General features: G+C 67.0%; 22 protein-coding genes and 1 other RNA gene. 8 read left to right on the top strand and 15 right to left on the bottom strand.

Annotation, left to right across the window (positions count from 1 at the left end; all coding sequences use genetic code 11):
• Window position 1 precedes the first annotated feature (1 nt).
• From XnspCFBP7698_RS00610 to XnspCFBP7698_RS00595, 4 genes are read left to right on the top strand one after another with little or no spacing between them, the layout of a single operon-like run.
• On the top strand, window positions 2-1,051 hold the full coding sequence (locus tag XnspCFBP7698_RS00610) for an SDR family oxidoreductase (protein WP_104580640.1): 1,050 nt from the start codon (window positions 2-4) through the stop codon (window positions 1,049-1,051).
• Complete coding sequence (gene rfbC / locus XnspCFBP7698_RS00605) at window positions 1,048-1,629, top strand: dTDP-4-dehydrorhamnose 3,5-epimerase (protein ID WP_104580639.1); 582 nt, start codon at window positions 1,048-1,050, stop codon at window positions 1,627-1,629. Before XnspCFBP7698_RS00610 ends, rfbC begins: the two co-directional genes overlap by 4 nt.
• Window positions 1,626-2,927: an SAF domain-containing protein gene (locus XnspCFBP7698_RS00600; protein WP_104580638.1), complete on the top strand. Its 1,302-nt coding sequence runs from the start codon at window positions 1,626-1,628 to the stop codon at window positions 2,925-2,927. The genes rfbC and XnspCFBP7698_RS00600 overlap by 4 nt, the downstream gene beginning before the upstream one ends.
• A 38-nt stretch (window positions 2,928-2,965) precedes the next feature.
• Window positions 2,966-4,000 (top strand): acyltransferase, encoded by a 1,035-nt coding sequence (locus tag XnspCFBP7698_RS00595; RefSeq protein WP_104580637.1) that lies wholly within the window; start codon window positions 2,966-2,968, stop codon window positions 3,998-4,000.
• Between the two features lie 314 nt (window positions 4,001-4,314).
• Here the strand turns inward: XnspCFBP7698_RS00595 and cobA are convergent, their stop codons facing one another.
• From cobA to XnspCFBP7698_RS00560, 7 genes are all read right to left on the bottom strand, one after another.
• The gene (gene cobA / locus XnspCFBP7698_RS00590; RefSeq protein WP_184374335.1) at window positions 4,315-5,061 is read right to left on the bottom strand and encodes a uroporphyrinogen-III C-methyltransferase; all 747 of its coding nucleotides are present in this window, start codon (window positions 5,059-5,061) and stop codon (window positions 4,315-4,317) included.
• A 65-nt stretch (window positions 5,062-5,126) separates the two neighbouring features.
• Window positions 5,127-7,925, bottom strand: a complete 2,799-nt coding sequence (locus tag XnspCFBP7698_RS00585; protein WP_199679990.1) for a nitrate reductase — start codon at window positions 7,923-7,925, stop codon at window positions 5,127-5,129.
• Window positions 7,922-8,287 (bottom strand): nitrite reductase small subunit NirD, encoded by a 366-nt coding sequence (gene nirD / locus XnspCFBP7698_RS00580; protein ID WP_179455799.1) that lies wholly within the window; start codon window positions 8,285-8,287, stop codon window positions 7,922-7,924. Before nirD ends, XnspCFBP7698_RS00585 begins: the two co-directional genes overlap by 4 nt.
• On the bottom strand, window positions 8,284-10,701 hold the full coding sequence (gene nirB, locus XnspCFBP7698_RS00575) for a nitrite reductase large subunit NirB (RefSeq protein ID WP_233548935.1): 2,418 nt from the start codon (window positions 10,699-10,701) through the stop codon (window positions 8,284-8,286). The genes nirD and nirB overlap by 4 nt, the downstream gene beginning before the upstream one ends.
• 58 nt (window positions 10,702-10,759) lie before the next feature.
• The gene (locus XnspCFBP7698_RS00570; protein WP_179456040.1) at window positions 10,760-11,929 is read right to left on the bottom strand and encodes a nitrate/nitrite transporter; all 1,170 of its coding nucleotides are present in this window, start codon (window positions 11,927-11,929) and stop codon (window positions 10,760-10,762) included.
• A 1,150-nt stretch (window positions 11,930-13,079) separates the two neighbouring features.
• Window positions 13,080-14,159, bottom strand: coding sequence for a CmpA/NrtA family ABC transporter substrate-binding protein (locus tag XnspCFBP7698_RS00565; RefSeq protein ID WP_104580635.1), 1,080 nt, complete (start codon window positions 14,157-14,159; stop codon window positions 13,080-13,082).
• Between the two features lie 4 nt (window positions 14,160-14,163).
• Window positions 14,164-14,736 (bottom strand): ANTAR domain-containing protein, encoded by a 573-nt coding sequence (locus XnspCFBP7698_RS00560; RefSeq protein ID WP_104580704.1) that lies wholly within the window; start codon window positions 14,734-14,736, stop codon window positions 14,164-14,166.
• Window positions 14,737-14,820: 84 nt separating this feature from the next.
• Between XnspCFBP7698_RS00560 and XnspCFBP7698_RS00555 the strand changes: the two genes are divergently transcribed.
• The gene (locus XnspCFBP7698_RS00555; protein ID WP_104580634.1) at window positions 14,821-15,825 is read left to right on the top strand and encodes an NAD(P)-dependent oxidoreductase; all 1,005 of its coding nucleotides are present in this window, start codon (window positions 14,821-14,823) and stop codon (window positions 15,823-15,825) included.
• Window positions 15,826-15,917: 92 nt separating this feature from the next.
• A non-coding RNA gene (locus XnspCFBP7698_RS00550) (sX9 sRNA) lies at window positions 15,918-15,991 on the top strand.
• A 100-nt stretch (window positions 15,992-16,091) separates the two neighbouring features.
• On the opposite strand, the gene XnspCFBP7698_RS00545 is transcribed toward XnspCFBP7698_RS00550, so the two are convergent.
• The 3 genes from XnspCFBP7698_RS00545 to XnspCFBP7698_RS00535 are packed head-to-tail and all read right to left on the bottom strand — an operon-like array spanning window position 16,092 to window position 18,298.
• On the bottom strand, window positions 16,092-16,454 hold the full coding sequence (locus XnspCFBP7698_RS00545) for a hypothetical protein (RefSeq protein WP_104580633.1): 363 nt from the start codon (window positions 16,452-16,454) through the stop codon (window positions 16,092-16,094).
• Complete coding sequence (locus XnspCFBP7698_RS00540) at window positions 16,438-17,007, bottom strand: molybdenum cofactor guanylyltransferase (protein WP_104580632.1); 570 nt, start codon at window positions 17,005-17,007, stop codon at window positions 16,438-16,440. Before XnspCFBP7698_RS00540 ends, XnspCFBP7698_RS00545 begins: the two co-directional genes overlap by 17 nt.
• 37 nt (window positions 17,008-17,044) lie before the next feature.
• Window positions 17,045-18,298, bottom strand: coding sequence for a molybdopterin molybdotransferase MoeA (locus tag XnspCFBP7698_RS00535; protein WP_104580631.1), 1,254 nt, complete (start codon window positions 18,296-18,298; stop codon window positions 17,045-17,047).
• Window positions 18,299-18,491: 193 nt separating this feature from the next.
• Here XnspCFBP7698_RS00535 and XnspCFBP7698_RS00530 point away from each other — a divergent pair, with 193 nt between their 5' ends.
• Window positions 18,492-18,767: a PQ-loop domain-containing transporter gene (locus XnspCFBP7698_RS00530; RefSeq protein WP_104580703.1), complete on the top strand. Its 276-nt coding sequence runs from the start codon at window positions 18,492-18,494 to the stop codon at window positions 18,765-18,767.
• A 272-nt stretch (window positions 18,768-19,039) separates the two neighbouring features.
• Here XnspCFBP7698_RS00530 and xth read toward each other — a convergent pair whose 3' ends face one another.
• Complete coding sequence (gene xth / locus XnspCFBP7698_RS00525; RefSeq protein ID WP_104580702.1) at window positions 19,040-20,080, bottom strand: exodeoxyribonuclease III; 1,041 nt, start codon at window positions 20,078-20,080, stop codon at window positions 19,040-19,042.
• Between the two features lie 150 nt (window positions 20,081-20,230).
• On the opposite strand from xth, the gene XnspCFBP7698_RS00520 reads away from it, so the two are divergent.
• Window positions 20,231-21,007, top strand: a complete 777-nt coding sequence (locus XnspCFBP7698_RS00520; RefSeq protein ID WP_166745025.1) for an OBAP family protein — start codon at window positions 20,231-20,233, stop codon at window positions 21,005-21,007.
• 68 nt (window positions 21,008-21,075) lie between these two features.
• Here the strand turns inward: XnspCFBP7698_RS00520 and XnspCFBP7698_RS00515 are convergent, their stop codons facing one another.
• The 4 genes from XnspCFBP7698_RS00515 to XnspCFBP7698_RS00500 all read right to left on the bottom strand — a co-directional run bounded on the left by XnspCFBP7698_RS00515 (window position 21,076) and on the right by XnspCFBP7698_RS00500 (window position 24,818).
• On the bottom strand, window positions 21,076-22,245 hold the full coding sequence (locus XnspCFBP7698_RS00515; RefSeq protein WP_104580630.1) for a zinc-dependent alcohol dehydrogenase: 1,170 nt from the start codon (window positions 22,243-22,245) through the stop codon (window positions 21,076-21,078).
• Window positions 22,246-22,257: 12 nt separating this feature from the next.
• Window positions 22,258-22,788, bottom strand: coding sequence for a hypothetical protein (locus tag XnspCFBP7698_RS00510; RefSeq protein WP_104580629.1), 531 nt, complete (start codon window positions 22,786-22,788; stop codon window positions 22,258-22,260).
• Window positions 22,789-22,791: 3 nt separating this feature from the next.
• A complete protein-coding gene (locus XnspCFBP7698_RS00505; protein ID WP_123137175.1) occupies window positions 22,792-23,367 on the bottom strand; it encodes a DUF4142 domain-containing protein in 576 nt (191 codons plus the stop codon).
• Window positions 23,368-23,480: 113 nt separating this feature from the next.
• Entirely contained in the window at window positions 23,481-24,818 is a 1,338-nt protein-coding gene (locus XnspCFBP7698_RS00500) for a cytochrome P450 (RefSeq protein ID WP_123137174.1), read from the bottom strand.
• Window positions 24,819-24,821 lie beyond the last annotated feature (3 nt).

Raw genomic sequence — 24,821 nt, 5'->3', positions numbered from 1 at the left:
CATGCGCATTCTGATCACCGGCAACATGGGCTATATCGGCCCGGTCGTGGCCGCGCACCTACGTCAGCGCTATCCGCAGGCCTGGCTGGTCGGCATCGACCGCGGCTGGTTTGCGCACTGCCTGTCCGACCCGCGACGGCTGCCGGAAGTGGTGCTGGACCAGCAGTGGTTCGGCGATGTGCGCGATCTCGATGCGCAGCAGCTGCGCGGGTTCGACGCGGTGGTGCATCTGGCGGCGATTTCCAACGATGCGATGGGCAAGCGCTTCGAGCAGGTCACCGATGCGATCAACTGCCGTGCCAGCGTCGCCGTGGCAGAGGCTGCCGCGCAGGCGGGCGTGGGGCATTTCGTGTTCGCGTCCAGCTGCAGCGTGTATGGCGCAGCAGCCGATGGCACGCCGCGGTCCGAGCGCTGCGATGTCGCCCCGCTGACTGCCTATGCGCACTCCAAGATTGACACCGAACGTGCGCTCGCGCGCCTGGACACCCGCATGGTGATCACCTGCCTGCGCTTTGCCACTGCATGCGGCGCGTCGCCACGGCTGCGGCTGGACCTGGTGCTCAACGATTTCGTCGCCGGTGCGGTGGCCAACGGCAGCGTCGAGGTGCTGTCGGACGGCTCGCCGTGGCGGCCACTGATCCACGTGCGCGACATGGCACGTGCCATCGACTGGGCATCGCGTCGCGCACCGGACAACGGTGGGCAGTTCCTGTTCGTCAATGCGGGCGCGCAGCGCTGGAACGTGCAGATCCGCGATCTCGCCCAGGCCGTGGGTGTGGCATTCCCCAGCGCAAGCGTGTCGATCTGCGCCGATGCACCGGCAGACAACCGCTCCTACCGGGTGGATTTCTCCCTGTTCGAACGGTTGGCGCCTGCGCATCAGCCGCAGGAGACACTGCGCTCCACCATCACCGAACTGCGCGACGACCTGCAGCGTGCCGGCTTTGACGATCGCGACTTTCGCCGGAACTCGGACTTCATTCGCCTGCGGATCCTGCAGCAGTTGGTCGACGCGGGCACGCTGGCCCCGGACCTGAGGGCGGCGGCATGATCTTCCACCCCACGCCGCTGGCAGGTGCGTTCGTGATCGCGCCGGAACCGCGCGGCGATGCGCGCGGCTGGTTTGCACGGGTGTTCTGCAGCGACGAAATGGCGCAGGCCGGTCTGGCCTCTGCGTTCGTCCAGGTCAACAACTCGTTCAATGCCGAAGCCGGCACCTTGCGCGGCATGCACTACCAGTTGCCGCCCGCCGCCGAGGTCAAGATCGTGCGCTGCATCAGCGGGGCGCTGTGGGATGCCATCGTCGACCTGCGCCCGGATTCGCCCACCTATCTGCAGTGGTACGGCACCGAGCTCAGTGCCGACAACCGTCTGGCGCTGTATGTGCCGCGCGGCTTTGCGCACGGCTTCATCACCCTGCAGCCGCAGACCGAAGCGCTGTACTTCGCCAGTGCCATGTATGCACCGCAGGCCGAACGCGGGCTGCGCTGGAACGATGCGCGCATCGGCGTGCGCTGGCCGCGCGTGCCGCAGTGCGTCTCCGACAAGGACACCGGCTGGCCGGACTTCGATGCGCAGGCCCACGGCATTCCCCTGCTGGCCGGGCTCACCGCGCAGGAGCGCGCATGAACGTCGATCGCTTGTTGCAGGCGCGTGCCGCCGCCGGGCGCCCGTTGCAGGTGGGGTTGTACGGCGCCGGTTTCATGGCGCGCGGGCTGGTCAACCAGATCGCCCAGGCAGTGCCGGGCATGCGCGTGGCGGTGATCTGCAACCGCAGCGTGGACAAGGCGCTGGAGGCCTATCGGCAGGCCGGCCAACAGGCGCAGCTGGTCGATGGCGCCAGCGCCTTGCAGCGCCAGATCGCTGCCGGCATCCCGGCCGTCACCGACGACCCGGCGCTGGTCTACGAATGCGCCGGCCTGGATTGCCTGATCGATGCCACCGGCGCCATCGACTACGGCGCCCGCATCAGCCTGGGCGCGATCGCCAACGGCCGCCATATGGTCACGATGAATGCCGAGCTCGATGGCACCGTCGGCCCGCTGCTCAAGCGCAAGGCCGACGCGGCCGGGGTGATCTTCAGTGCCTGCGATGGCGACCAGCCGGGCGTACAGATGAACCTGTACCGCTTCGTGCGCTCGATCGGCCTGACCCCGTTGCTGTGCGGCAACATCAAGGGACTGCAGGACCCGTATCGCACCCCGGCCACGCAGGCCGCATTTGCGGCGCAGTGGGGGCAGGACCCGCACATGGTGACCAGCTTCGCCGACGGCACCAAGATCAGCTTCGAACAGGCCATCGTGGCCAATGGCACCGGCATGTCGATCCTGCAGCGTGGCATGACCGGCTACACGCACCGCGGGCATGTGGACGAGCTGACCACGCGCTACGACATCGACGCCTTGCGCGCGGCCGGAGGCGCGGTGGATTACGTGGTCGGCGCCCTGCCCTCGCCGGGCGTGTTCGTGCTGGCCAGCCACGACGATGCCAGGCAGCGGCACTATCTCAATCTCTACAAGCTCGGCGAGGGCCCGCTGTACAGCTTCTACACGCCGTATCACCTGTGCCATTTCGAGGTGCCGTTGTCGGTTGCGCGCGTGGTGTTGATGGGCGATGCGGTGTTGCAGCCGCTGGGGGGGCCGCTGGTCGAGGTGGTCGCCACCGCCAAGCGCGACCTTGCCGCAGGCGAGATCATCGACGGGCTGGGCGGTTACATGAGCTACGGCCAATGCGAGCGTGCCGACCTCACCGCAGGGGCGCGGTTGCTGCCGATGGGCGTGGCCGAAGGCTGCGTGCTGCGCCATGCGGTGCGCAAGGACCAGGTGCTCAGCTACGACGATGTGCAGCTTCCCGGGCACCGTCTGATCGACCGCCTGCGCGCCGAGCAGGCCGACATGTTCGGTAACGCTGCCGTGCCGGCCGCCTGACCGCAGGCGGGCCCCCCGCACCTGCGCTGCCGCTCGCGATGGTGTCCCTTCCCGCCCGCCCCACCCTCCGCATCCTGCAGGCCGGGCGCGCACTGGCCGCGCTGCTGGTGGTGCTCAGTCATAGTGTGCTGCCCACCACGCATCTGGTGGAGCCATTGCCGGCTGCCGTAGCCGCCGCGCTGGCGCACGGCTATCTGGGCGTGGATTTCTTCTTCGTGCTGTCCGGCTTCATCCTCTACTACGTCAACCACGCCAGTACCCGGACGCCGGGCTGGAGCCGCGACTACGCCAGCAGCCGCCTCACCCGGATCTATCTGCCGTACTGGCCGGTCGGCCTTGCGCTGGCGTTGGCCTACTCGCTGCGTCCGGCCTGGGACAGCGGCGAGATGGGCTGGTCGTGGCTGGCCACGCTCAGCCTGCTGCCGGTACACGGCCAATCCGCGTTGGGCGTTGCGTGGACGCTGAGTTACGAGCTGATGTTCTATGCGCTGGCGTGGCTGTTCTTTCGCAGCGGCTACCCGCTGCGCTGCGCGCTGGCATGGGCCGCGCTCGTTGCGCTCCATCATGTTGCCGGTGCGCCGTTCGAGCAGCCCGTCGATCTGTCCTGGCGCGCGTTGCTGCTGCACCCGATCACGCTGGAGTTCGTGTTCGGTCTGTTGGCTGCACGGGCAACGCTCGGCACTGCACGCTGGCCGGTGTGGGCTGGCGGTGCGATCGCGGTGGTGGCGCTGTGGTGCTTCGTCGGCAGCGGGCTGCAGCGCGCCCACTCGCCGCTGTTCGGCCTGGCAGTGGCCGGTGCCCTGGTGGTGCTGGTGCGTGCGGAATGGCGCGGCTGGCTGCGCGTGGGCCCAGCGCTGCTGTTGCTCGGCAATGCGTCCTACGCCATCTACCTGGTGCACATGCCGCTGATGTCGCTGGTGGCGCGTGCCACCCGGCGCCTCGGTGTGCTGGCGAGCTGGCCGGTGAATCTGCTGCTCAGCGTGGCCGCTGCGCTGTTGCTGGGCGTGGCGTATCACCTGCTTTACGAGCGGGTCGCGCTGCGCTGGGCCAAGCGCGTGCTGGCGCGCCGCTAAGGTGAGCCAACGCTCGCAACCACCAATGCGGCGATGGCGTGCCGGGTCGTAGCCACGCACATGTGCAGTGATCGAACGGCCCTCATCGCACCTGCGTCGGGGAGAACGACAACGCCGCGTCGCCGGCCGCTCTTCGAACGCTTTGCGCAGCGATCATCGTGCTGGTCGCTGTCTGCCCACCGTCGCGGGACCGTTGGCCGCATGGGTACCGCCATGGAGCTCATATGAACGTACGTGCGGCGCGTTGCGCGATGGCGGGCGAACACCGGCCCTGCAACAACCTTGCAGCATCGCGCCTGCGGTGCCCGCACCGCTCAGCCAACGGCCTGGTCCGGCATCGAAGCAAGGCGGTCGTCGCACTCGGCAGAAGCCTCGGACAGCGCCTCTCCCACCAGCAGCAAGGTCGGCAGGCCCGGCAGCATGGCGGCGGCGGTAACGCCGAGCTCTCCCAGCGTGGTGAGCCGGCGTTGTTGCTCCGGCCGCGTTGCCGCCTGCACGATGGCGGCCGGCGTGCTGGCCGGCAGATGCGCCAGTAATGCCGTGGCCACGGCATCGGCACGGCGCAAGCCCATGTAGATGCCCAGCGTGGTGCCGCTGGCAGCGAGCGCGCCCCAGTTTGGCTCGCCATGGTCGTGGGTGTGCGCCGTGACGAAGCTGATGCCGTGGCAGTGGCTGCGATGGGTCAGCGAGACGTCCAGCGCCGCCGCTGCCGCAAACGCCGCGCTCACCCCGTTGATCACCTGCACGCCCACGCCGGCGCGGCGCAAGAAACCGATCTCTTCGCCGGCACGGCCAAACAACAATGCGTCGCCGCCCTTGACCCGCACCACGCGCAATCCCTGCAACGCATACCGCCGCATCAGCCGGCAGATGAACTCCTGCGGCGTGGAGCGGCAACCGCCGCGCTTGCCCACGCGGATCACCCGCGCCTGCGGTGCCAGTTCCACGATGTCGGGGTTGGCCAGGTCGTCGAGCAGCAGCACCTGTGCCGAGGCCAGTGCCTTGACCGCCTTGATGGTCAGCAGGTCCAGATCGCCGGGGCCGGCGGACAACAACACCACATCACGCGCGCAGGAAGGAATGACGGACATAGGAGATCTCGCAGTGTGTGGAGGGTGGATGTGCATCAGGCCAGCCGCGGTTGCCGGCACAGCCGGGCCAGTTGCGGAACGCACGAGCCGCAGACGGTGCCGCAGCCGAGCCGTTGCTTGAGCTGCGCCACATCGGCGCCGTCGTCGATGGCGGCGTGGATTGCCGACGCCGCAACATTCATGCAGGTGCAGACGATCGGGTCGCTGGGCGCGACCGGCGTCTGCGCAAATACCGCCAGCCGCGCCGCGCGCCACGGCTTGCCTGCCAATGCGGTGGCCAGCAGCGCCTGGTTGGCGTCACTGGGCTGGGCTGCGGTGAGCAACAGGCCATCGATATGGCTGTGCCCGTCCTGGGTCCGCCAGCCGACCCGGCGCATCAGCCCACGGCGCAGATCGCGGTATTCCAGCACGTCGGCGCCGGCCGGCAGTTGCAGCGCCGCCACCAGGCGCTCGATCCACGCCGTCTCGGGTGCGCGTTCGCAGGCAGCATGCAGGACCGCCCATTCGCCGCCGCCGTCGCTCGGCGCTTCGGCATGCAGGCGCAGGCTGGCATAGCCGCACTCGCGCAGCAGCGGTTGCAGCGCCTGGTGCAGCGCCAACGCATCGCCGCGGCGTGCGGCCAGCAGATGCCAGCCGAACACCGCCTTTTCCACTCGCACCGCCGCATGCTTGAGCTCGGGCTGCTGCGAGCGCGCATCCACCGCCGGCGTGCTGACCTCGTTGATGCCGCCGCTGGACAGCGCCTGCCCGCTCCAGTGCATTGCCGCAAACACCGTGCCGGAGCGCAATTCGTCGGACAGTTCCAGCGGCAGCACCAGCGCACCGCGCTTGCTGGCTACCTGCACCAGCTCGCCCGCAACCAGTCCGCGCCGTGCCGCATCGTCCGGGTGCATGCGTAGCGCTGGCTCGGGGCTGTGGGCATAGGCAGCCGCCACGCGACCGGTGCGCGACATGCCATGCCATTGGTCGCGCAGGCGGCCGGTGAGCAGGCGCATCGGAAAGCGCGCCGAAGTGGCTTCGGCCACCTTGCGATACGGCGTTGCATGGAACTGCGCGCGGCCATTGGCAGTGGCGAACACGCCATCGGTATAACGTCGTGCCTGCCCATGCGCAGCGCCGGCAGGAAACGGCCATTGCTGCGGGCCGTTGTCCAGTTGCGGGTAATCCAGCCCGCCGATGTCCAGATCGCGCCCCACCGTCAACGCACGGTGCTCATCGAAGATCTGCGCGGTGCTGTCGAATGCGAACAGACCCGCGCCGGTTGCCGGCGCCAGCCGGGCTTCCAGCCGTCGCGCGACTTCGTTGGCGATCCACCAGTCCGCACGCGCCTGGCCCGGCGGCTCCACGGCCTTACGCACGCGGGTGATGCGGCGTTCGGAGTTGGTCACCGTGCCGTCCTTTTCGCCCCAGCTGGCCGCCGGCAGCAGGACGTCGGCATACGGCACGGTGTCGGTGCCGGAAAACGCGTCCTGCACGATCACCAGCTCGGCCTGTTCCAGCGCGGCGCGGATGCCGGCCACCTCCGGCATCGAATGCACGGGGTTGGTGCAGACGATCCATACCGCCTTCAGCGTGCCGGCACGCAGGCGCTCGAACAACTGCACCGCCGGTGTGCCGGGGGTCGGCGAGATGCGTCCGGCCGGCACGCCCCACAGGTGTTCCACCTCCGCGCGATGCTCGGCATTGCCGATCTCGCGATGGGCGGCCAGCATCGTGGCCATGCCGCCCACTTCGCGCCCGCCCATCGCATTGGGCTGGCCGGTCAACGAGAACGGCCCGGCGCCGGGCTTGCCGATCTGTGCCGTGGCCAGATGCAGGTTGATCAACGCCAGATTCTTGTCGGTGCCGTGCGCCGACTGATTCAAGCCCATGCAATACAGCGACAACGCCGCCGGGCTGCGCCCGAACCACTCGGCCGCCTGCACCAGGTCCTCGTGCGAGATCCCGCAAATCTCGGCGCTCATGCGCGGGGTGTATTCGCGCAGCATTCGCTTGAGGGCATCGAACTGATCGGTATGCGCCGCAACGAAATGCGCATCCACCAGACCCTCCCAGATCAGGTGGTGCAGCATGCCGTTGAACAGGGCGACGTCGGTACCGGGTTCGATGGCCAGGTGCAGGTCGGCCATGGCCGCGGTATCGGTGCGCCGCGGGTCGATCACGATCCAGCGGATGTCCGGGTTGCGTGCGCGCGCGTCTTCGAGCCGGCGAAACAGCACCGGATGCGCGTACGCCATGTTGCTGCCGGCAAACAGCACCGTCTGTGCCAGCTCCAGATCGTCGTAGCAGGTCGGCGGGCCGTCCGCGCCGAGCGCAAGCTTGTAACCGGTGACCGCGCTGGACATGCACAGGCGCGAATTGGTGTCGATATTGTTGGTGCCGAGCAGGCCCTTGGCCAGCTTGTTGAAGACGTAGTAGTCCTCGGTGAGCAACTGCCCCGACAGATAGAACGCCACGGCATCGGGGCCATGCTCCTGCACGATCGCCGCCAGCTTGCTGCTGACATGCTGCAGCGCCTGATCCCAGCTCACCGCTGCACGCGCAGCCTGCCGATGACGGCGCAGCTCCGGCGCGACAACCCGCCCCTGCGTGCTCGCCACCGTCTGCGGCAGCGCCAAGCCCTTGCTGCACAGACGCCCGCGGTTGGCAGGATGCAGCGGGTCGCCTTCGATCCCGACGATGCGTTCGCCATCGGCGTCGTGCTCGCTGTGGATCAGCACACCGCAGCCCACCCCGCAGTAGCAACAGGTCGAGCGCGTGATGCGATGCATCGGCGCAGCCCCTTGCGGCAGGGCTGCGGTGGCGGGCGACGGCGGCTGCAGGCCTTCGCTCATGCGGCCGGCTCGGCAACGGCGTCCGGCTGCGCCACCGCCTGCAGCACGATCCACACCGCGTCGGACTCTACCTTGATCGGGTAGCGCGGCGCGCAGCCCACGTCCGGTGCGCAGGCCTGCCCGCTCTGCAGCGCGATCGCCCAGCCGTGCAGCGGGCAGGTCACGGTGTCGCCGGCCACGATGCCTTGCGACAGCGGCCCCCCCTTGTGCGGGCAGCGGTCGCGCAACGCGAACACCTGGTCGCTGGCGGTGCGGAAGATGGCGATCGGCGGCAGGCCCTCGACCTCCAGCACGCGCGCGCCCAGCGTCGGCAAATCCTGCAAGGCGCACACGCGCACCCATGCGTCGTGCGGCATGTTCATTCCTCCACCGTGGCGGCCGGCGCGGCAATGCGCAGCGGTTGATATTCCTGCCGGCGCTCGCCGGCGATGCGCGCCTTCCACGGGTCGACCAGGCCTTCGAGCGAATACAGCAGCCGCTCGTACAGCGCACGCCGGTTGGCCGCGTCGTCCACCACCTGCGCGCGGATGTAATCCAGGCCGACGCGCGCGATGTAGTGCACGGTGCGGTCCAGGTAATAAGCCTGCTCGCGATACAGCTGCAGAAAGGCGCCGGTGTATTCGCGTACTTCCTCGGCGGTGCTCACCTTGACCAGGAAGCGCGCCACTTCGGTCTTGATGCCACCGTTGCCGCCAACGTGCAGTTCCCAGCCCGAGTCCACCGCGATGATGCCCACGTCCTTGATGCCGGATTCGGCGCAGTTGCGCGGGCAACCGGACACCGCCAGCTTCACCTTGTGCGGGCTCCACATGTTGGCCAGCATGGTTTCCAGGTCGATGCCCATCTGCGTGCTGTTCTGCGTGCCGAAGCGGCAGAACTCGCTGCCCACGCAGGTCTTCACCGTGCGGATCGACTTGCCGTAGGCGTGACCGGAGGGCATGCCCAGATCGCGCCACACATCCACCAGATCTTCCTTCTTGACCCCGAGCAGATCGATGCGCTGGCCGCCGGTGACCTTGACCATCGGCACGGCGTATTTGTCGGCCACGTCGGCAATGCGGCGCAGCTCGCCGGCATTGGTCACCCCGCCCTTCATCTGTGGAATGACCGAGAACGTGCCGTCCTTCTGGATGTTGGCGTGCGCACGCTCGTTGATGAAACGCGATTGCGGGTCATCGATGGCTTCATGCGGCCAGGTCGAGAGCATGTAGTAGTTGATCGCCGGCCGGCAGGTGGCGCAGCCGTTGGGTGTGCGCCATTCCATGAAGGCGTAGGCCTGTGCATGGGTGAGCAGCTTGTGCTCGCGGATGGCGCGACGCACCTCGCCATGACTCAGATCGGTGCACGCGCACACGGCCTTGGTCTTCGGGGTTTCCTGGAAGTTGGAACCCAGGCAATTCATCAGGATCTGCTCGACCAAGCCGGTGCACGAACCGCAGGAGCTGGCCGCCTTGGTGTGCTTTTTCACCTCATCGACGGTGAACAACCCCTGCTCGCTGATGGCTTTGACGATCGTGCCCTTGCACACGCCGTTGCACCCGCAGACCTCGTCGCTGTCAGCCATGACGCTGGCGCGGTCCTGGCCGCCGGTTCCGGCGTCGCCCAACGCGCTCTCGCCGAAGATCAACTGGTCGCGCTGCGCCTGGATCGGCGTGCCGTCCTTGAGCAACTTGAAGTACCAGCCGCCATCGCTGGTGTCGCCGTACAGGCACGCCCCCACCAGTACGTCGTCGCGGATCACCAGCTTCTTGTAGACGCCGCCGGCCGGGTCGGACAGCACGATCTCTTCGCAGCCATCGCCGCCCATGAAATCGCCTGCAGAAAACAGATCGATCCCGGTGACCTTGAGCTTGGTCGAGGCCACCGATCCGCGATAGATGCCGATGCCGAACTGCGCCAGATGGTTCGCACACACCTTGGCTTGCTCGAACAACGGCGCCACCAGGCCGTAGGCAATGCCGCGATGGTTGGCGCACTCGCCCACCGCGTACACCCGCGGGTCGAAGCTCTGCAGGCTGTCGTTGACCACGATGCCGCGCGAGCAGTGGATGCCGGCCTCTTCGGCCAGCCGCGTATTGGGGCGGATGCCGGCGGCCATCACCACCAGGTCGGCCGGAATCTCGCTGCCATCGGCAAACTTCACCCCGATCACTTCGCCCTGCGCATTGCCCAGCAACGCGCTGGTGGCGGTGTTGAGGCGGAACTCCAGCCCGCGTGCACGCAGCGCCTGCTGCAGCAGATTGCCGGCCACCGGGTCGAGCTGGCGCTCCAGCAACCAGCCGGCCAGATGCACCACGGTGACGTCCATGCCGCGCAGCTTCAGGCCATTGGCCGCCTCAAGGCCCAGCAGCCCGCCGCCGATCACCACCGCGTGCTGCTTCGTGCGCGCGGTGTCGATCATGGTGCGGGTGTCCTGGATATCGCGATACCCGATGACGCCTTTCAAGTCATTGCCCGGAACCGGCAGCACGAACGGGACCGAGCCGGTGGCGATCAACAACCGGTCGTATTCGGCCTCGGTGCCATCGGCGGCAATCACGCGGCGACGCACCCGGTCGATGCGCGTGACTTCGGTGTTCAGATGCAGCTGGATGCCGTTGTCGCGGTACCACTGCAGCGGGTTCAACACGATATCGTCGAACTCCTGCTCGCCGGCCAGCACCGGTGAAAGCAGGATGCGGTTGTAGTTGGGATGCGGCTCGGCGCCGAACACGGTGATGTGGTACATGCCCGGCATCAGCTTGAGCAGTTCTTCCACCGTGCGGATGCCGGCCATGCCGTTGCCGATGACGACCAATCTGGGTTGCTTCATTGCCTGGATTCCTGTCGACATGTCAGACGCGTGCCGCGCCGGCGGTGGACCATTCGCTGCGCCACTGGGTCTTGACGCCAGCCAGCAAGCCCCAGCCGCCGAGTGCGAACGCGGCAAACAGCCACATGCCGAGGGCGTAGCTGCCGGTGTGCTGCTTGAGCACGCCCAACCCGGCGGCAAGTGCAAAGCCGCCAATGCCGCCAGCCATGCCGATCAACCCGGTCATCACGCCGATCTCCTGGCCGAACCGCTGCGGCACCAGCTGGAACACCGCGCCATTACCGGCGCCCAGGCACAACAACGTCAGCACGAACAACGCCAGCGTGATGGTGGCGCCGCCTGCACCAAACCCGGCAATGCCCACCAGTGTGGCCACCAGCAGATACACCGCCAGCAAGGCGCGGGTACCGCCGACGCGGTCGGCAATCACCCCGCCCAGCGGCCGCATCACCGACCCGGCCAGCACGCAGGCCGCGGTCGCCCAGCCGGCGGTACGCGCATCGAAGTCGAACTGGTCGTGGAAGTAGCCCGGCAGCGCGCTGGCAAAGCCGGAGAACCCGCCAAAGGTGATCGCGTAGAAAAACATGAAGCGCCACGCATCGCGGTTGCCCACCAGCACGCGCCCGTAATCGGACCACTGCTTGCGTGCCACTGGCGTGGGCGCCTCCTTGGCGATGGAAGCAAACACGATCAGCGTCAGCACCAACGGGATGCACGCCAGCCCGAACACGTTCTGATAGCCGAACGCTGCCGCCAGCATCGGTGCGAACAATGCCGCCAGCACCGTGCCGGAATTGCCGGCACCGGCAATGCCCATCGCAGTACCCTGATGCTCGGGCGGATACCAGCGCGATGCCAACGGCAATGCCACTGCAAACGAAGCGCCGGCGATACCGAGCAACACGCCCAGCAGCAGCACCTGGCCCATGCTCTGCACGCCCAACTGCCAGGCACCGAACAAGGCCGCGATCACGGCAAGCTGCGCCATCACGCCGGCACGCTTTGCCCCGATGCGGTCGGCAAACATGCCCAGCACCAGGCGCAAGACCGCGCCGCACAGGATCGGCACCGCCACCATCAGGGCGCGCTGCTGCGTGTCCAGCCCCAGCGATTGCGCAATCGGCACCTGCAGTGGTCCCAGCAGATACCACACCATGAAGCTCAGGTCGAAATACAGGAAGGATGCGAACAAGGTGGGCGTGTGCCCGGATCGCCAGAACGAGCGCTGCATGGAGACCTCTTCGAGTGCGATGGCCAAAAAAAAACGGCGCCCCTCCGGTAAACCGGAAGGACGCCGTTGTCCTGGATGCGTGCGGGTCGCCGTTGAACCGCTGCACCGTGTACGTGTTGTTGCAGGCACGCCGTTGCACCTGCACGTGAGTGCTACGCAATCAGCGTGCCAACTTATTCACCGTGGCGTCACGGCAACACAAGTGATTGAAAAATAGTCAGTTTGCGTGAGAGTCCCGTGGCTTCTCCAGCGGCACCGCAGTGCCGCTTGCATCTTCCCATTCCCGGCTTTCGTGCAGTAATGCACCAAGACCGTGCAGTGGCCGTCGGGCAGCGAGGTGCCAGGTGGCGACGACTGCATCGCGTGCGTCGCGCGTATCGCGAGCGCTTGGCGATTCTCAAGTCTGGTCGAAGGCGCGGCCCTCACCGCTCGCGGGATTGAGCAATCAGGTAGCGACGACTGCATCGTGCGTGTCGCGAGCGCTTGGCGATTCTCAAGTCTGGTCGAGGGCGCGGTGCCCGCACCGCTCGCGGGACACGCCGTAAACCCGTCCATGGGGGCTCGGTGGCGGCATCCATGCCGCCACACGGTCCCGCAATCGGCGAGCACACCACGCCAGACGGTTGGTTGGTGGTTTTGTTGAAAAGCAAAGTTCACCGCATCGCCAGCTTGCCGGTCGCTGGTTGAGATCCTTGCACACCGACCATCTCGACTGGCCCTTGCCCGCCCACCGTCGCGGGACCCTTGGCGGCATGGATGCCGCCAAGGAGCTACATGGATGTACTTGCGGCGTGTCCTGCGATGGTGGGCGGGCAAGGGCCTGCAGCAAAGGCGCAGATGGTCCGCTCTCCGCCTGATCCGCCGTTACTGAGCAATGAGGTAGCGGCAACTGTATCGTGCGTCTCGCGATCACTTGGCTATCTTCAAGTCTGGTCGAGGGCGCGGCGCCTCACCTTCGCGGGACCCGTGGCGGCATGGATGCCGCCGCGGAGCTACAGCGACGTCCTTGCAGCGTGTCCCGCTACGGTGGGCGGGCAAGGCCCTGCAGCAAGTCGCAGTGCATCCGCCCTGTCCTGATCCCCACTCCAGCGCGTCACCACCGCGCGAGTTGTCAGTCGTCGCTGGGTGTATCGAACAAGCGATTGCGGCGGTCATCGCCTTCCGGCACGGCCACGCCAATGCGCGCGGCGGCACTGCGGTAGTTATCCAGGCGATGGATGTCCTGTAGCCGCGCGAGGTCGTCGTCCTTGATGGCGTGCCACCCCCAGCGCTGGAACTGGCTCAGGAACCACTGACCATCCGAGAGCCACGGCATGTTGACCGCGCCATCGCGATGGAACGCCAGCGCCGTCGCATCGACGTTGGCCGCATCGGCGTCGGCATTGGCATCCAGGCACGCGGCAAGATGGGCCGCCGACACCCCGATATGCTGCGGCTCCGCAAGCCACTGCGCACACTGTGCCCGGTTGTCCGGCCCCGCATCCAGCCAGCGGCAGGCGTCCAGCACGCAGGCGGTCAGCTGCTGCGTCAGCTCCGGCTGCAGGGCGGCGAACTCGCGCCGGCACGCCAGCACCTTCTCTGGATGGCCAGGCCAGAGCTCGCCACTGCGGATCACCCGCGCACCACTGCCCTGCGCCTGCGCGACCGCTGCCCACGGCTCCCCGGAGCAATACCCATCGACCAGCCCACTGGCCAATGCCTCGGGCATCCGTGGTGGCGGGATGGTGAGCACATCGACATCGCGCATCGGGTCTACCCCGCCTGCAGCCAGCCAGTAGTACAGCCACAACGCGTGCGTCCCGGTGGGAAACGTCTGCGCGAACACTGCGCGCCGACCCAGCCCGGACAGTGCCTGCGGCAGTGTCTGGCCATTGGCCAGCGCCTGCGCCAGGCCCGGCGCCATGGTGATCGCCTGACCGTTGTGGTTGAGCGTCATCAGCAAGGCCATCGGACATTGCGGCCCGGCAATGCCCAGGTCGATGGCGTACACCAGGCTGGCCAGGGCATGCGCCGCATCCACCTCGCCGGCCAGCAGGCGGTCGCGCACGCCGGCCCACGAGGCTTGCCGCTGCAGCTCCAGGTGCAGGCCATGCGCGCGGTCCAGGCCCAGCCGCTGCGCGGCAACCAACGGGGCGCAGTCGATCAACGGCATGTAAGCCACGCGCAACACAGGAACGTCAGGTTGGCTCATGTCATCATCCCAGCAATTCGGCCATGGACACGATGCGTCGCGCCACCTCGGCCAACTTGACGCCCTGCTTCATCGCCTGCTGGCGCAGCGCAGCGTATGCATCGGCCTCGCTGAGGCCGCGTTTTTCCATCAACAAGCCCTTGGCACGGTCGATCTGCTTGCGGTCCTGCAACGCCTGCTGCACATCGTCCAGGCGTTTGCGCATGCTGCTTTCGTGCGCAAACCGCGCCAACGCCACCTGCACGATCGGCGCCAGCCGCGCCGGCGCCAGGCCATCTACTACGTATGCCGTCACGCCCGCACCGACGGCGGCGTGGATCAGCGCATCGTCCCCATCGCCGGAGAACATCACCACCGGGCGCGGCGCATGGGCATGCAGCATCGACAATTGCTCCAGCGTGTCGCGCGAGGGCGAATCCACATCGATCACCACCACATCCGCCTGCTGGCTTTGCACCGCGTGCAACAGCGCACCGACCGAGGCCACGTCGTCGAGCACCGTGTAGCCGGCGCGCGTCAATGCCTGGCGCAGTTCGCCGATGGGCTTTTCGGTATCGTTGACGAGCAAAACACGCATTGGCGGCAGCGAGGCGTGTGGACGTGCGCCGATGGTGCCATGCAACATGCCGTCGGTGCGAGTCATCCTTTCGGAGCGAGTCTGATGCCGTTGTTTCCGTTGTTCGCAAATCTGCAAGGACGCGCCGTGCTGGTGATCGGCGGTGGCGAGGTCGCCACGCGCAAGGTGCTGGCGCTGCTCAAGGCCGGCGCGCACATCCGCCTGTATGCACATGCACTGTCGCCAGAGCTCGCAGAACTGACGCAGGCCGGGCGCTTCGAGCAACTGGGCGGCACGTTCGACCCGGCGTGGATCGACACGGTGTGGCTGGTGGTCGCCGCCACCGACGATACCGAGCTGAATCAGCGCGTGGCCGCAGCGGCCGGCGCACGTCAGCGCCTGGTCAATGTGGTGGACGATGCCGAGCTGTCCACCTACCAGGTGCCGGCGATCGTGGACCGCGACCCGCTGGTGATCGCCATTTCGTCAGCCGGCGCCGCGCCGATGCTGGCGCGTCGCCTGCGTGAGCGGCTCGAGCGCGAGCTGGATGCATCGGTTGGCCGGTTTGCCGCTCTGTTCGCGCGTCATCGCGAGCGTATCCGCAGCCAGTTCCCCGATATGAACCGCCGCAGGCGCTGGTTCGATCGCGTCATCGACGGGCAGGTGCCGCTGCTGTTGCAGGCCGGCGACGATGCCGCCGCCGAGGTGGCCTTCAACACGGCCCTGGACGATGCCGGCGCCGTGCCTGCGCGCGGCAGCGTGCAACTGGTCGGCACCGGCCCCGGCGACCCGGGGCTGCTGACCTTGAAGGCGCTGCGTGCGATGAACCTGGCCGACGTGCTGCTGGTTGCCGCCGATGTACCCGACGCCGTGCTCGAGCTGGCGCGTCGCGATGCAACGCGGCGTGCGCTGCCGGCGGATGCGCAGGCACAGCAGGCCTTGCTACTGGAACTGGCCAACGATGGCTTGCACGTGGTGGCGCTGCGCGGCGGCATGGGCTACGACGACGCGGCGGCGGCGCCCATCGAAGCGGCGCTGAAAGCCGGCGGGCTTGCCTGCGAGCGCGTGCCTGGCCTCTGCCGCACGCCATGTGTGCGCCTGGCAGGGTGAACGTCGCGCGTCATGCAGGCGTGTCGCCCAAGAACACGCAATAAAACCCACCCGTAGCGGCCAGGCTTGAGCAGCCGGTACGCGGACGCGGCAGGGACCAGCCGCACTCCGGTTCACCCGCGCCGCCCGCACCCACCTGACGAGTGCTCACGCCGTTTTGTTGGCCGCTCAAGCCGCAGCGCTGAAGGCGTCGGATGCCTGTGCACTCACACTCTCCGCTCGTCGACTTATCTGAATGGCAACAGGCGCACCCGCTGAGCTGCCCGCTACGTCTTCGGAAACCGCGTGCGCGCACTGTCGCGCACATCCACGTCGAAGGTCACCTGCAGCGTCATCGGCTCGGCGTGCCCGGCGCCCGCATCGAAACGGAAGCTCAGCCCATCGCGGCTGGGCAATTGGCGCGCATGCTCTTCGAGTGCACCGCGCGGCACCTGCAATTGCCAGTGGTCGGTGGCGCAGTTGCACGCCGCATGGCCGCCGGTGAGGCTCACGCTGTGCCGCACCAGCCGTGCACCCTGCCCGCTCGGCAGGCGGCTCAGATTCTCCACGCTGCGTCCGGCGAGCAAGGTGGCCAGCTCGGCCTCGTCGATACGGAACCGCAGGTGCTGGCCGTCAATCTGGATTTTCATGGATGAGCTGACTCCACTGCTCGGGCGTATTGCAATTGACGAACGCGGCGCGTTCGCTGGCGGTGACTGCAAGGCGATGGCACTGCAGTGAACGCTGCAGGGCGCGCAGCGAACGTGACGATGCCTCGCCTGCCATCAGCCCGGCTAACGTCATGCGCACACGGGTATCCACAGCCAGCCGCATCGGCAGCATCTGCTCCTCGAAGGTCACGCAGCGCTGCGCTGAGGGCACCAGCAGCCGCGCCAGCAAGGCCGTGGACAACAGCGGCATGTCTACCGGCACCACCACCAGCGTGGTCGCATCGGGCACGCGCTCGATCACGCTTGCCAGTCCGCCGAGCGGGCCCAGGTCCGGTTGCGTATCGGCGATGCCGTCGTACTCCGGGCGCAGGCCGCTGACAAGCACCGCCTGCGCCCCGCCGTCGCGCAGCAGAGCCTGCATCTGCGCGATCAGCGGACGCCCGTGCCAGGGCAGCAAGGCCTTGTCGCGGCCCATGCGCGAGGAGCGCCCCCCGGCCAGCACCACGCCGGTCCATGCAGGGAACGCGCTCATGCAGTGCGCACAAGCGGACGAATGGACACTGGCCGCTTCACAACACGGGCACCGGCGCCGCCGGCTGCAGATGCCCCAGCCCGAAGACGTCCACATGGGTGGCGGGTGCGGCCGCATCCGCCTGCGGCTCCAGCACCGCCCAGACATTGGCCTGCAACAACGGCGCCACCCGAAACGACTCCTGCTGCGGCAGGATATGCACGCCCAGCACGCCCGCTGCGTTGCACTGCAGCCGGGCACGCAAGTGCTGGCGCCAGATCGGCCGCGCCTGCATCGGGGTGTCCAACGCCACGCGCAGCCCCCCCTCGGCAGGCATGCCCAGCAATCCACGCAGCGCTGGCTCGACAAAAAACCGCATCCCCGCCGCGCTGGCCATCGGGTTACCCGGCAACCCGACATACAACACGCCATCGCCAAAGCGCGCCAGCAGCACCGGCTTGCCCGGGCGCACCGCAACCTTGTGGAACAGCAGGCTGGCCGCATGCCGGGCCAGCGCATCGGGAACAAAGTCGTAGCGCCCGCGCGACACCGCACCGGTACTCAGAATCACATCTGCGCCGGCACCACGCGCCTGCACCAGCGCAGCGTCGAACGCGGCATCGTCATCGCCCACCTGCCCCTGCCATACCAACTGCGCCCCCGCCGCGCGCAACTGGCTGCGCAGGTAGCTGCTGGTGCCATCGCGGATCTGGCCGGGCTGCAAGGGCTGCAAGGGGTCGCTGATCAACTCGCGCCCGGTTGCGATCAGGGCGACGCGTGGCCGGCGTACCACCTTGACCTGCGCGCACCCCAGGCCGGCCAGCAGCATCAGGTGCGCACCACGCAACACGGTACCGGCACTGATCACCTCGTCCTGCAGGCGCACATCCTCGCCGCGGCGACGGATATGCTGCCCCGCACGCACGTCGGCGCGCAGACGGATGCGCCCAGGGCCCGAGCCCAGCTGGCTCAACACGTCCACCTGCTCGATCGGCACCACCGCATCGGCGCCGGCGGGGATGCCGGCGCCGGTCATGATCTCCCACGCAGCACCCGCCTCGGCATCGACCGCATCGGCGCCGGCGGCAACGGTGCCGGCCACGTCGTGCGCGCTGCCGGCCGCTGCACCACGGCCACCCGTGGCGATCGCAAAACCGTCCATCGCACTGTTGTCGAAAGGCGGCAGCTCGGCCGGGCTGGACAGCGTCTGCGCAAGCACCCGGCCCTCGGCCGCGGCACTGTCCACCCACTCGCCGGTAAGCGTGGTGACCTGCTGCTGCACGAGGGCAAGTGCTTCGGCGTAGCTGATCATGAGCGAGGCACTGCCGACCGAGAGACGTGGCGGCTAGGATACCGGGCTGCAGCGTGGACGGTACAGCCGGGCTGGCCGGGTGCACGCGGAACTGCGTGAGTCGCGCGCACAGGCGCCGCGCTTGAACTTGCTCGTACGCGCTGCCTACATCGCGCGTCGCACAGTCACCGGCATCTCCTCACCATTACAGCGCATGCACTTCGTCGACCTCGTCGGATGGCTGGCCAGCGCCATCCTCATCGCCACCCTGATTCGCCAGATCTACAAGCAATGGACATCCCATGAGGCGCAGGGCGTGTCGCGCTGGTTGTTCATTGGTCAGATCAGCGCCTCGGTGCTGTTCATTCTGTACAGCTATCTGGTGGGCAATGCCGTGTTCATCGTCAGCAATGCGCTGATCCTGCTGACCGGTATTACCGGTTTTGTGTTGCACCGGATCAAGCAGCGGCGACTGGGCCTTGCTGATTGAAAGGTGTTGGCTGCGTCAGTCACTGCGCCTGCGTGTGCGTGCTTCGACTGGGGCATCGAAACACGCGCATGCAAACAAACGGTTGAACATTGCTCAAAGGCGACAGCAGAAGCCGTAGGCGAACAGCGGCACCGGCCCGGCTGCACCGCTGCATGGACATGCCAGCGTCACCGTTTATTGGCGCGCGTGGGGGACCATTCGTAACGAAGTGACTGTGGCTGGCTCCGGATGTGCGCTGCAGCGAGTGACGACTGCTTTCCTGCGCGATCTCGCTACGACGTGCCGACGCGACGCGTGCGCTTCTTCGCTGCCGCCTTGCGGGCAGGCGCAGCCTTGGCAGAAGGCGCACTACTGGCCTTGTCCTTGTTCGCCACCGCGCCTGCACCGGCAGTCTTCGCCACGCGCTTGGCAACGGCCTTGGTTGCCTTCTTCGCTACCGCCTTGCGCGCTGTTTTCTTCGCCGCCACACGTTTGCGTGCGGCCGGCGCTACCTGCGTGCCGGCAGTCGCTTCAGGCATCGCATCGGGCACGCGCACGCTGATCCAGGTCGGCGCATGATCGCTGGCCTTCTCCAGCGCCCGTACCCACTTGTCCACGCCGGCATCCTGCAGGCCCGGCGCCAGTGCGCGGTTAAGCAACAGATGGTCGATACGCAGACCGCGATCGCGCGCGAAGTGCTGCCGAAAATAATCCCAGAAGGTATAGATCGGCGCGTCGCCATGCACGGCCAGCAGGCTGTCCGTCCAGCCCTGCTCTACCAATGTCTGGTAGGCCTGGCGGCTTTCCGGTTGCAGCAAGGCGTCCTTGCGCCAGCCCTTGGGGTCATAGATATCGGCATCGGTGGGCACCACATTGAAGTCGCCGATCAGGGCCACCGGATGCGGCAGGTCCACCAGCGTCTTCGCATGGCGGATCAGGCGCTCAAACCAGGCAAGCTTGTAATCGAACTTGGGCCCGGGCTGCGGATTGCCGTTGGGCAGATACAGGCAGGCGACCACCACGCCATGAATCGCCGCCTCCAGATAGCGGCTCTGCGTGTCGCCCGGGTCCCATGGCAGGCCGCGGCGGATCTCCACCGGGTCGGCGCCGCGCGCCAGCAATGCCACACCATTCCAGGCGCGCTGGCCTTGCCAGATCACGCCGTAACCCGCGTCGCGAATGGCCTGCTCCGGAAACGCCTCCTGCACCGCCTTCAGCTCCTGCAAGCCCACGATGTCAGGTTGCTCGCGCTTGAGCCATTCCAGTAGATGCGGCAGGCGGCTGGCGATTCCGTTGACGTTAAACGTGGCGATCTTGCGGATGGTGGTTGCCATGGCGTGCCGGCCGGTGCTCGCAGTGGTAAACGCGCAGCATGGCGGCCAGCGCATGAAGCCGATGCTCAAGCGAGGTGAAGCTGCGCCGCGTCAGCCCGCCAGCGCTCACGTCGTGCCCACCGCCCGCGCTCTTAGCTTGGGCACACTCACCTGTATTGGATTGCCATGCGACAGTCAGCCTTGTTGATCGGTCTTGCCCTGTGCGCCAGCTGTTCGCGCAGTCCACCATCGGTCACCCCGCCGGGCGCACCGGAAAGCGCCAAGACCAATGTCCTGGAGGCCGGCGCCAAGGTACTGCAACCCAATGGACCGGTCGGCAAGCTCGACATCTATCTGGTGGGCTTCCATCCGATGAAGGACGCGCCGGACCAGCAGATGGAAGCGCATCACTACTGCCAGCAAGTCAACGAAGACCTGGCGCAATGTGCGCTCTACGACGGCAACACCGCCCGCGCCAATCTCACCGGAGTGGAGTACATCATCTCCGAAACGCTGTTTGCGCAGCTGCCCGAACCGGAGCGGGCGTTCTGGCATCCGCACAATGGCGAAATCCTGTCCGGCCAGCTGTCCGCTCCCAACCTGCCGTTGGTAGCGGAAAAGGAGCTGATGCGCAGCAAGATCAATAGCTACGGCAAGACCTGGCACACCTGGCATTCGCGCAAGGATGGCGGGCCTGGCGATACGCTTCCGCTTGGCGAGCCGATGCTGGCCTGGTCGTTCAACCGCGATGGCGAGTTGCAGCAACCGTTGATGGATCAGCGTGATCGGGCCACGTCGGTCTCCACCGCCGAGCGTCGCGCCAATCGCCAGGACCTTACCCCGCTGGCAAAGCCGCAGCACGGGGTGGACGCATTACGCAGCCACTTCAACGACGCAACAGCCATCCCGGGCGTTGTCGATGCAGATGCACACGTAGCCGGCCACTGACGCCAGCAAAAAAACCCTGCTGCATCTGCAGCAGGGCGACTGATCGCTGCACGCGCGGTGCGCGTGAGCTAGGGAACAAATCCCGCACGCACGCAGCCGTCGTGTTTGTGCTTGAACATGTCATAGCCGCGCACGGCATCTTCCAGCGGCATCTTGTGGGTCAGCAAGAAGCCGGACTTCAGCCGCCCGGCCTGCGCCAGCTCCAGCAACCTGGGCACATACCGCTGCCCGTGCTGCTGCGCGGTACGCACGGTGAGCCCCTTGTTCATCACGGCGCCCAGCGGAAATTTGTCCATTACCCCGTACACGCCCAATACCGAGAGAATGCCGCCCTTGCGGCAGGCCAGAATCGCCTCGCGCAGCGCATGCCCGCGGTCGGTATGCAGATGCAAGGCCTGCTTGACGCGGTCATATGCATGGCCGATGCCGGTGCCATGGGCTTCCATGCCGACCGCATCGATGCACGCATCCGGCCCGCGGCCAGCGGTCATTTCGCGTAGCACGTCCACCACGCTGTCGACCGCCGTGTAGTCGATCACTTCCAGGCCCAGCACGTCGCGCGCCATCGCCAGGCGCTCCGGTAGCCGGTCGATGCCGATCACGCGCTCGGCACCCAGGATGCGCGCGCTCTGCATCGCCATCAGCCCCACCGCACCGCAGCCCCAGACCGCAACCGTATCGCCGGGCTGGATATCGCAGAAGTCCGCGCCCATGAAACCGGTGGGACCGGCATCGGACAGAAACAAGGCGTCTTCATCGGAGATGCCGTCAGGCACCTCGAAACAACCCACGTCCGCATGCGGAACGCGGATATAGGTGGCATGCGAGCCGGCATATCCCCCGAACGCGTGCGTGTAGCCATATATCCCGGCAGTGGGATGGCCCAACAGCGGCTCCTGCAGGTCCCAGTTGGGGTTGGTGTTGTCGCACAACGAGAATTCCTTGCGCTCGCAATGCCAGCAGCCGCCGCAGGAAATAAACGACGGCACCACCACCCGTTGCCCGACGCGCACATGCTTCACCGCACGCCCGACCTCGACCACCGTACCCATGAACTCGTGGCCGATGACATCGCCCTCGCGCATGGTGGGCAGATAGCCATCGATGAAATGCAGATCCGATCCGCACGTGGTGGTGAGCCCCACTTTCAGAATGACATCGCGTGGGTTGACCAGCACCGGATCGGGCACGGTTTCCACGCGCAAATCGTTGACACCGTTCCAGCAAAGCGCTCGCACGGAGTAGCCTCCTCAGGAAGTGGGGTGCGCGCTGCCGCGCGCCGACGGGGTATGCAACAAGCTCGGCATCTCGCCGGCTTCCAGCCATGCACGCAGGCGGCGTAGCCCCTTTCCAGCCAGGACGTACGGTGCCGGGTTCACCAGCTTGGTCAGCAGTTGCGCGATGACCCCATCCACGGCGTACTGCAGGGTCAATGTGGCCTCGTAGCCCTCGCGTCCGCGCGCCGGTTGTACCTGCAACAAGATGTCCAGCCGCAGTCCATGCTCGCCCTCAACCTCGTAGCGCACCGATTCGCCCATGCGCGCTTCGCCGCGCCGCAGCTCGACCGCCACCTGCTGATGCAAGGGTGCATGCAGTGTCCAGCGCGACGCATGGCCGTCGCCGGACACCAGGTCTGCAGCTCCCTGCAACAGCGCTTGCTGCACATTGGCGTCGCACCAGGCATCCAGGATCTGATGCGGCTCGGCACGGATGGTCATGCTGCGCGCGATCCGCGTGCCGTCGCCGTCGACGATGACAGGGTTGAGCGTCGATGCAGACATGACTTAGCGGGCTCCGCCCTTGGTGCCGGCCTGCAAGGCCTTGGCGTCGGCCAGATGATCGGCCACATGATGACGGGTGGTCTGCAGGTGCTGACGCACCTGCGGCGAGCTGGCATCGGGGATCAGCTTCTTGTCGAGCGCGGCCAGCGCATCGGTGTGGTCCTTGACCATGACCGTCACATAAGCGGTCGAAAACGCATCGCCTTCGAGCTTCTGCAACTTGCCTAGCTCGGCCTTGGACTTGGTCATCTGCAACTTGGCGCCCATCGCCGAGGTATCGGGCTGCCATTGGGCGATCTTCTGATTGTTGTCGGTGTGCTCCTTGACCATACGGGTTGCATAATCGCGCACGCCGCCCTGTACCTGTTTCTGCAACGCAAGGTTGGACGCATTGATTTCGCCCAGATTGATCGCGCTCAACATGCCCAGCGCCTCGCGCTCGTCCTCGCTCGGCGCGGCGGTGCCGGTCGGCTGCTGAGCGGATGGCTTGGCGCCGGGCGCCGTGTCCTGCGCGTGGGCAGAGAGACTGATGCCGGCGCACAGCGCCATCAGGGCGAAAAGCGGGCGACGTGTCTTCATGGCAAAACTCCAGCTGGATGAGGTGCCTGTCATGCTGGGCCGCATGACGTGACTCGGTCGTCGCGCCCGCGTCGCAATGTGGCGAAGGAATGTTGCTGCGCCGCACTGCGTCCTCACACGGCATGAAGGTCGCGCGGTGTGCGTCTGTCGCCCGGCTGGAAATGGCTGAGCACCATGCCGCTGCGCGGCTGGCTCGGGAAGCGGTTCAGGGGATAATGCAGGTCCTGCACCGGCAGCACGTAGTCGCTGGCGGCCAATGCATCCACCGCCGCCATCAGCAGCGAGATGGTCGGGTTTTCTCCAGGACACCGATGGTCGCGGTCGAACACACCACCACCCTGCGCGACAAAATCAAACGCGCTGCCCTGCCACTGCCGAAAACGTGAAGGGTCCAGCACATGCGGCTGTCGCCACACGCCAGGGTGGTGGTTGCTTCCATACAGGTCCAGCATCATCCGGTCGCCTTGCCGGAACGGCCGGCCGCGCCATTCGAACGGTACGCGCACCCGCCCCGCCACCATCGGAAAGAACGGATAGTGGCGACGCACCTCCTGCACCAGGTTCTGCAGCAATCCCGGCTCGCCGGCGCGTAACCGTGGGCGCAACGTCGGGTCTTCATGCAGCGCGAGCGCGGCAAAGCTGATCCAGCATGCAATCGCCACAATCGGCCGCAGCAGATTGATCAGCTCGGTCGTGGCCACGGCCTCACTCACTGACCGGCCATCGAGCTCGCAGTGCGTCACCACGGCCGCTGCAATGCTCGACTGCGCAGGGGTTTTTGCCCGGCACAGATTACGTACGCTACGCCCTACCCACTGTTCGACCCGCCGACGACCGTGCCAGCCGCGTAACCAGCGCAGGCCGACTGCACCGGCGCCGTCGATCATGGCCGCCACATCGCGTGCCATCGCGCGGCTGTCCTGCCCGTGCAGCGCCAACCCGGCCCAGCGACACGCTGCGCGATACAGCACATGCTCGGCTTCGTGCTGCAGTACGACGTAGGCGCTGCGTGCCCAATTGCCGGCCTGCTGCTGCCACTCGTCCATAAAGCAGTCGACCAGGCGCGAGGTCTGCGCCGGCGATAGCACGGCCATGAATAACTGCTTGCGGTGCAGGTGCGCATCGCCATCGAGCTGCTGCACGCTGCCCTTGCCCTGCAGCAGGCGCAAGGTCGTAGGTGGGAGCGCCGCAACGCGCGTGAAGCGCCCCGGATGATAGAACGTGGCAACCGCATCCGGGCCGCGTGCAAACACGACCGGCCGCAATGCCAGCCGCGCGGCAAACGCGTCACTGCCCAGTGCGTCGCATTGTTTGCCGACAAACAGATAGCCATCGCGTAGCAACTGCGGCAATACATCCCAGTGGGGTGCCTGTGCGATGGCTGCATCGGGTGGAGCGACATCTGACAACGGTGCCTGTGGGCACTGGTGCGGCGTGGTCGGCGACGGCATCGT

This window comes from Xanthomonas sp. CFBP 7698, from assembly GCF_003600855.1.
GTDB lineage: Bacteria > Pseudomonadota > Gammaproteobacteria > Xanthomonadales > Xanthomonadaceae > Xanthomonas > Xanthomonas cannabis.
The sequence above is the reverse complement of the archived record's forward strand: the minus strand, read 5'-3'. Positions and strand labels throughout refer to the sequence as shown.

What these genes read in the sequence shown, in the direction of transcription:
- XnspCFBP7698_RS00610 (WP_104580640.1), top strand. Translation starts at nt 2, where the DNA reads ATGCGCATTCTGATCACCGGCAACATGGGCTATATCGGCCCGGTCGTG.
- XnspCFBP7698_RS00585 (WP_199679990.1), bottom strand. Translation starts at nt 7,925, where the DNA reads ATGAGCGAAGGCCTGCAGCCGCCGTCGCCCGCCACCGCAGCCCTGCCG.
- XnspCFBP7698_RS00505 (WP_123137175.1), bottom strand. Translation starts at nt 23,367, where the DNA reads ATGAAGACACGTCGCCCGCTTTTCGCCCTGATGGCGCTGTGCGCCGGC.
- XnspCFBP7698_RS00530 (WP_104580703.1), top strand. Translation starts at nt 18,492, where the DNA reads ATGCACTTCGTCGACCTCGTCGGATGGCTGGCCAGCGCCATCCTCATC.
- XnspCFBP7698_RS00500 (WP_123137174.1), bottom strand. Translation starts at nt 24,818, where the DNA reads ATGCCGTCGCCGACCACGCCGCACCAGTGCCCACAGGCACCGTTGTCA.
- XnspCFBP7698_RS00565 (WP_104580635.1), bottom strand. Translation starts at nt 14,159, where the DNA reads ATGAGCCAACCTGACGTTCCTGTGTTGCGCGTGGCTTACATGCCGTTG.
- xth (WP_104580702.1), bottom strand. Translation starts at nt 20,080, where the DNA reads ATGGCAACCACCATCCGCAAGATCGCCACGTTTAACGTCAACGGAATC.
- nirD (WP_179455799.1), bottom strand. Translation starts at nt 8,287, where the DNA reads ATGAACATGCCGCACGACGCATGGGTGCGCGTGTGCGCCTTGCAGGAT.
- rfbC (WP_104580639.1), top strand. Translation starts at nt 1,048, where the DNA reads ATGATCTTCCACCCCACGCCGCTGGCAGGTGCGTTCGTGATCGCGCCG.
- XnspCFBP7698_RS00600 (WP_104580638.1), top strand. Translation starts at nt 1,626, where the DNA reads ATGAACGTCGATCGCTTGTTGCAGGCGCGTGCCGCCGCCGGGCGCCCG.
- nirB (WP_233548935.1), bottom strand. Translation starts at nt 10,701, where the DNA reads ATGGCCGGCATCCGCACGGTGGAAGAACTGCTCAAGCTGATGCCGGGC.
- XnspCFBP7698_RS00540 (WP_104580632.1), bottom strand. Translation starts at nt 17,007, where the DNA reads ATGAGCGCGTTCCCTGCATGGACCGGCGTGGTGCTGGCCGGGGGGCGC.
- XnspCFBP7698_RS00510 (WP_104580629.1), bottom strand. Translation starts at nt 22,788, where the DNA reads ATGTCTGCATCGACGCTCAACCCTGTCATCGTCGACGGCGACGGCACG.
- XnspCFBP7698_RS00555 (WP_104580634.1), top strand. Translation starts at nt 14,821, where the DNA reads ATGCCGTTGTTTCCGTTGTTCGCAAATCTGCAAGGACGCGCCGTGCTG.
- XnspCFBP7698_RS00535 (WP_104580631.1), bottom strand. Translation starts at nt 18,298, where the DNA reads ATGATCAGCTACGCCGAAGCACTTGCCCTCGTGCAGCAGCAGGTCACC.
- XnspCFBP7698_RS00560 (WP_104580704.1), bottom strand. Translation starts at nt 14,736, where the DNA reads ATGCGTGTTTTGCTCGTCAACGATACCGAAAAGCCCATCGGCGAACTG.
- XnspCFBP7698_RS00545 (WP_104580633.1), bottom strand. Translation starts at nt 16,454, where the DNA reads ATGAAAATCCAGATTGACGGCCAGCACCTGCGGTTCCGTATCGACGAG.
- XnspCFBP7698_RS00595 (WP_104580637.1), top strand. Translation starts at nt 2,966, where the DNA reads ATGGTGTCCCTTCCCGCCCGCCCCACCCTCCGCATCCTGCAGGCCGGG.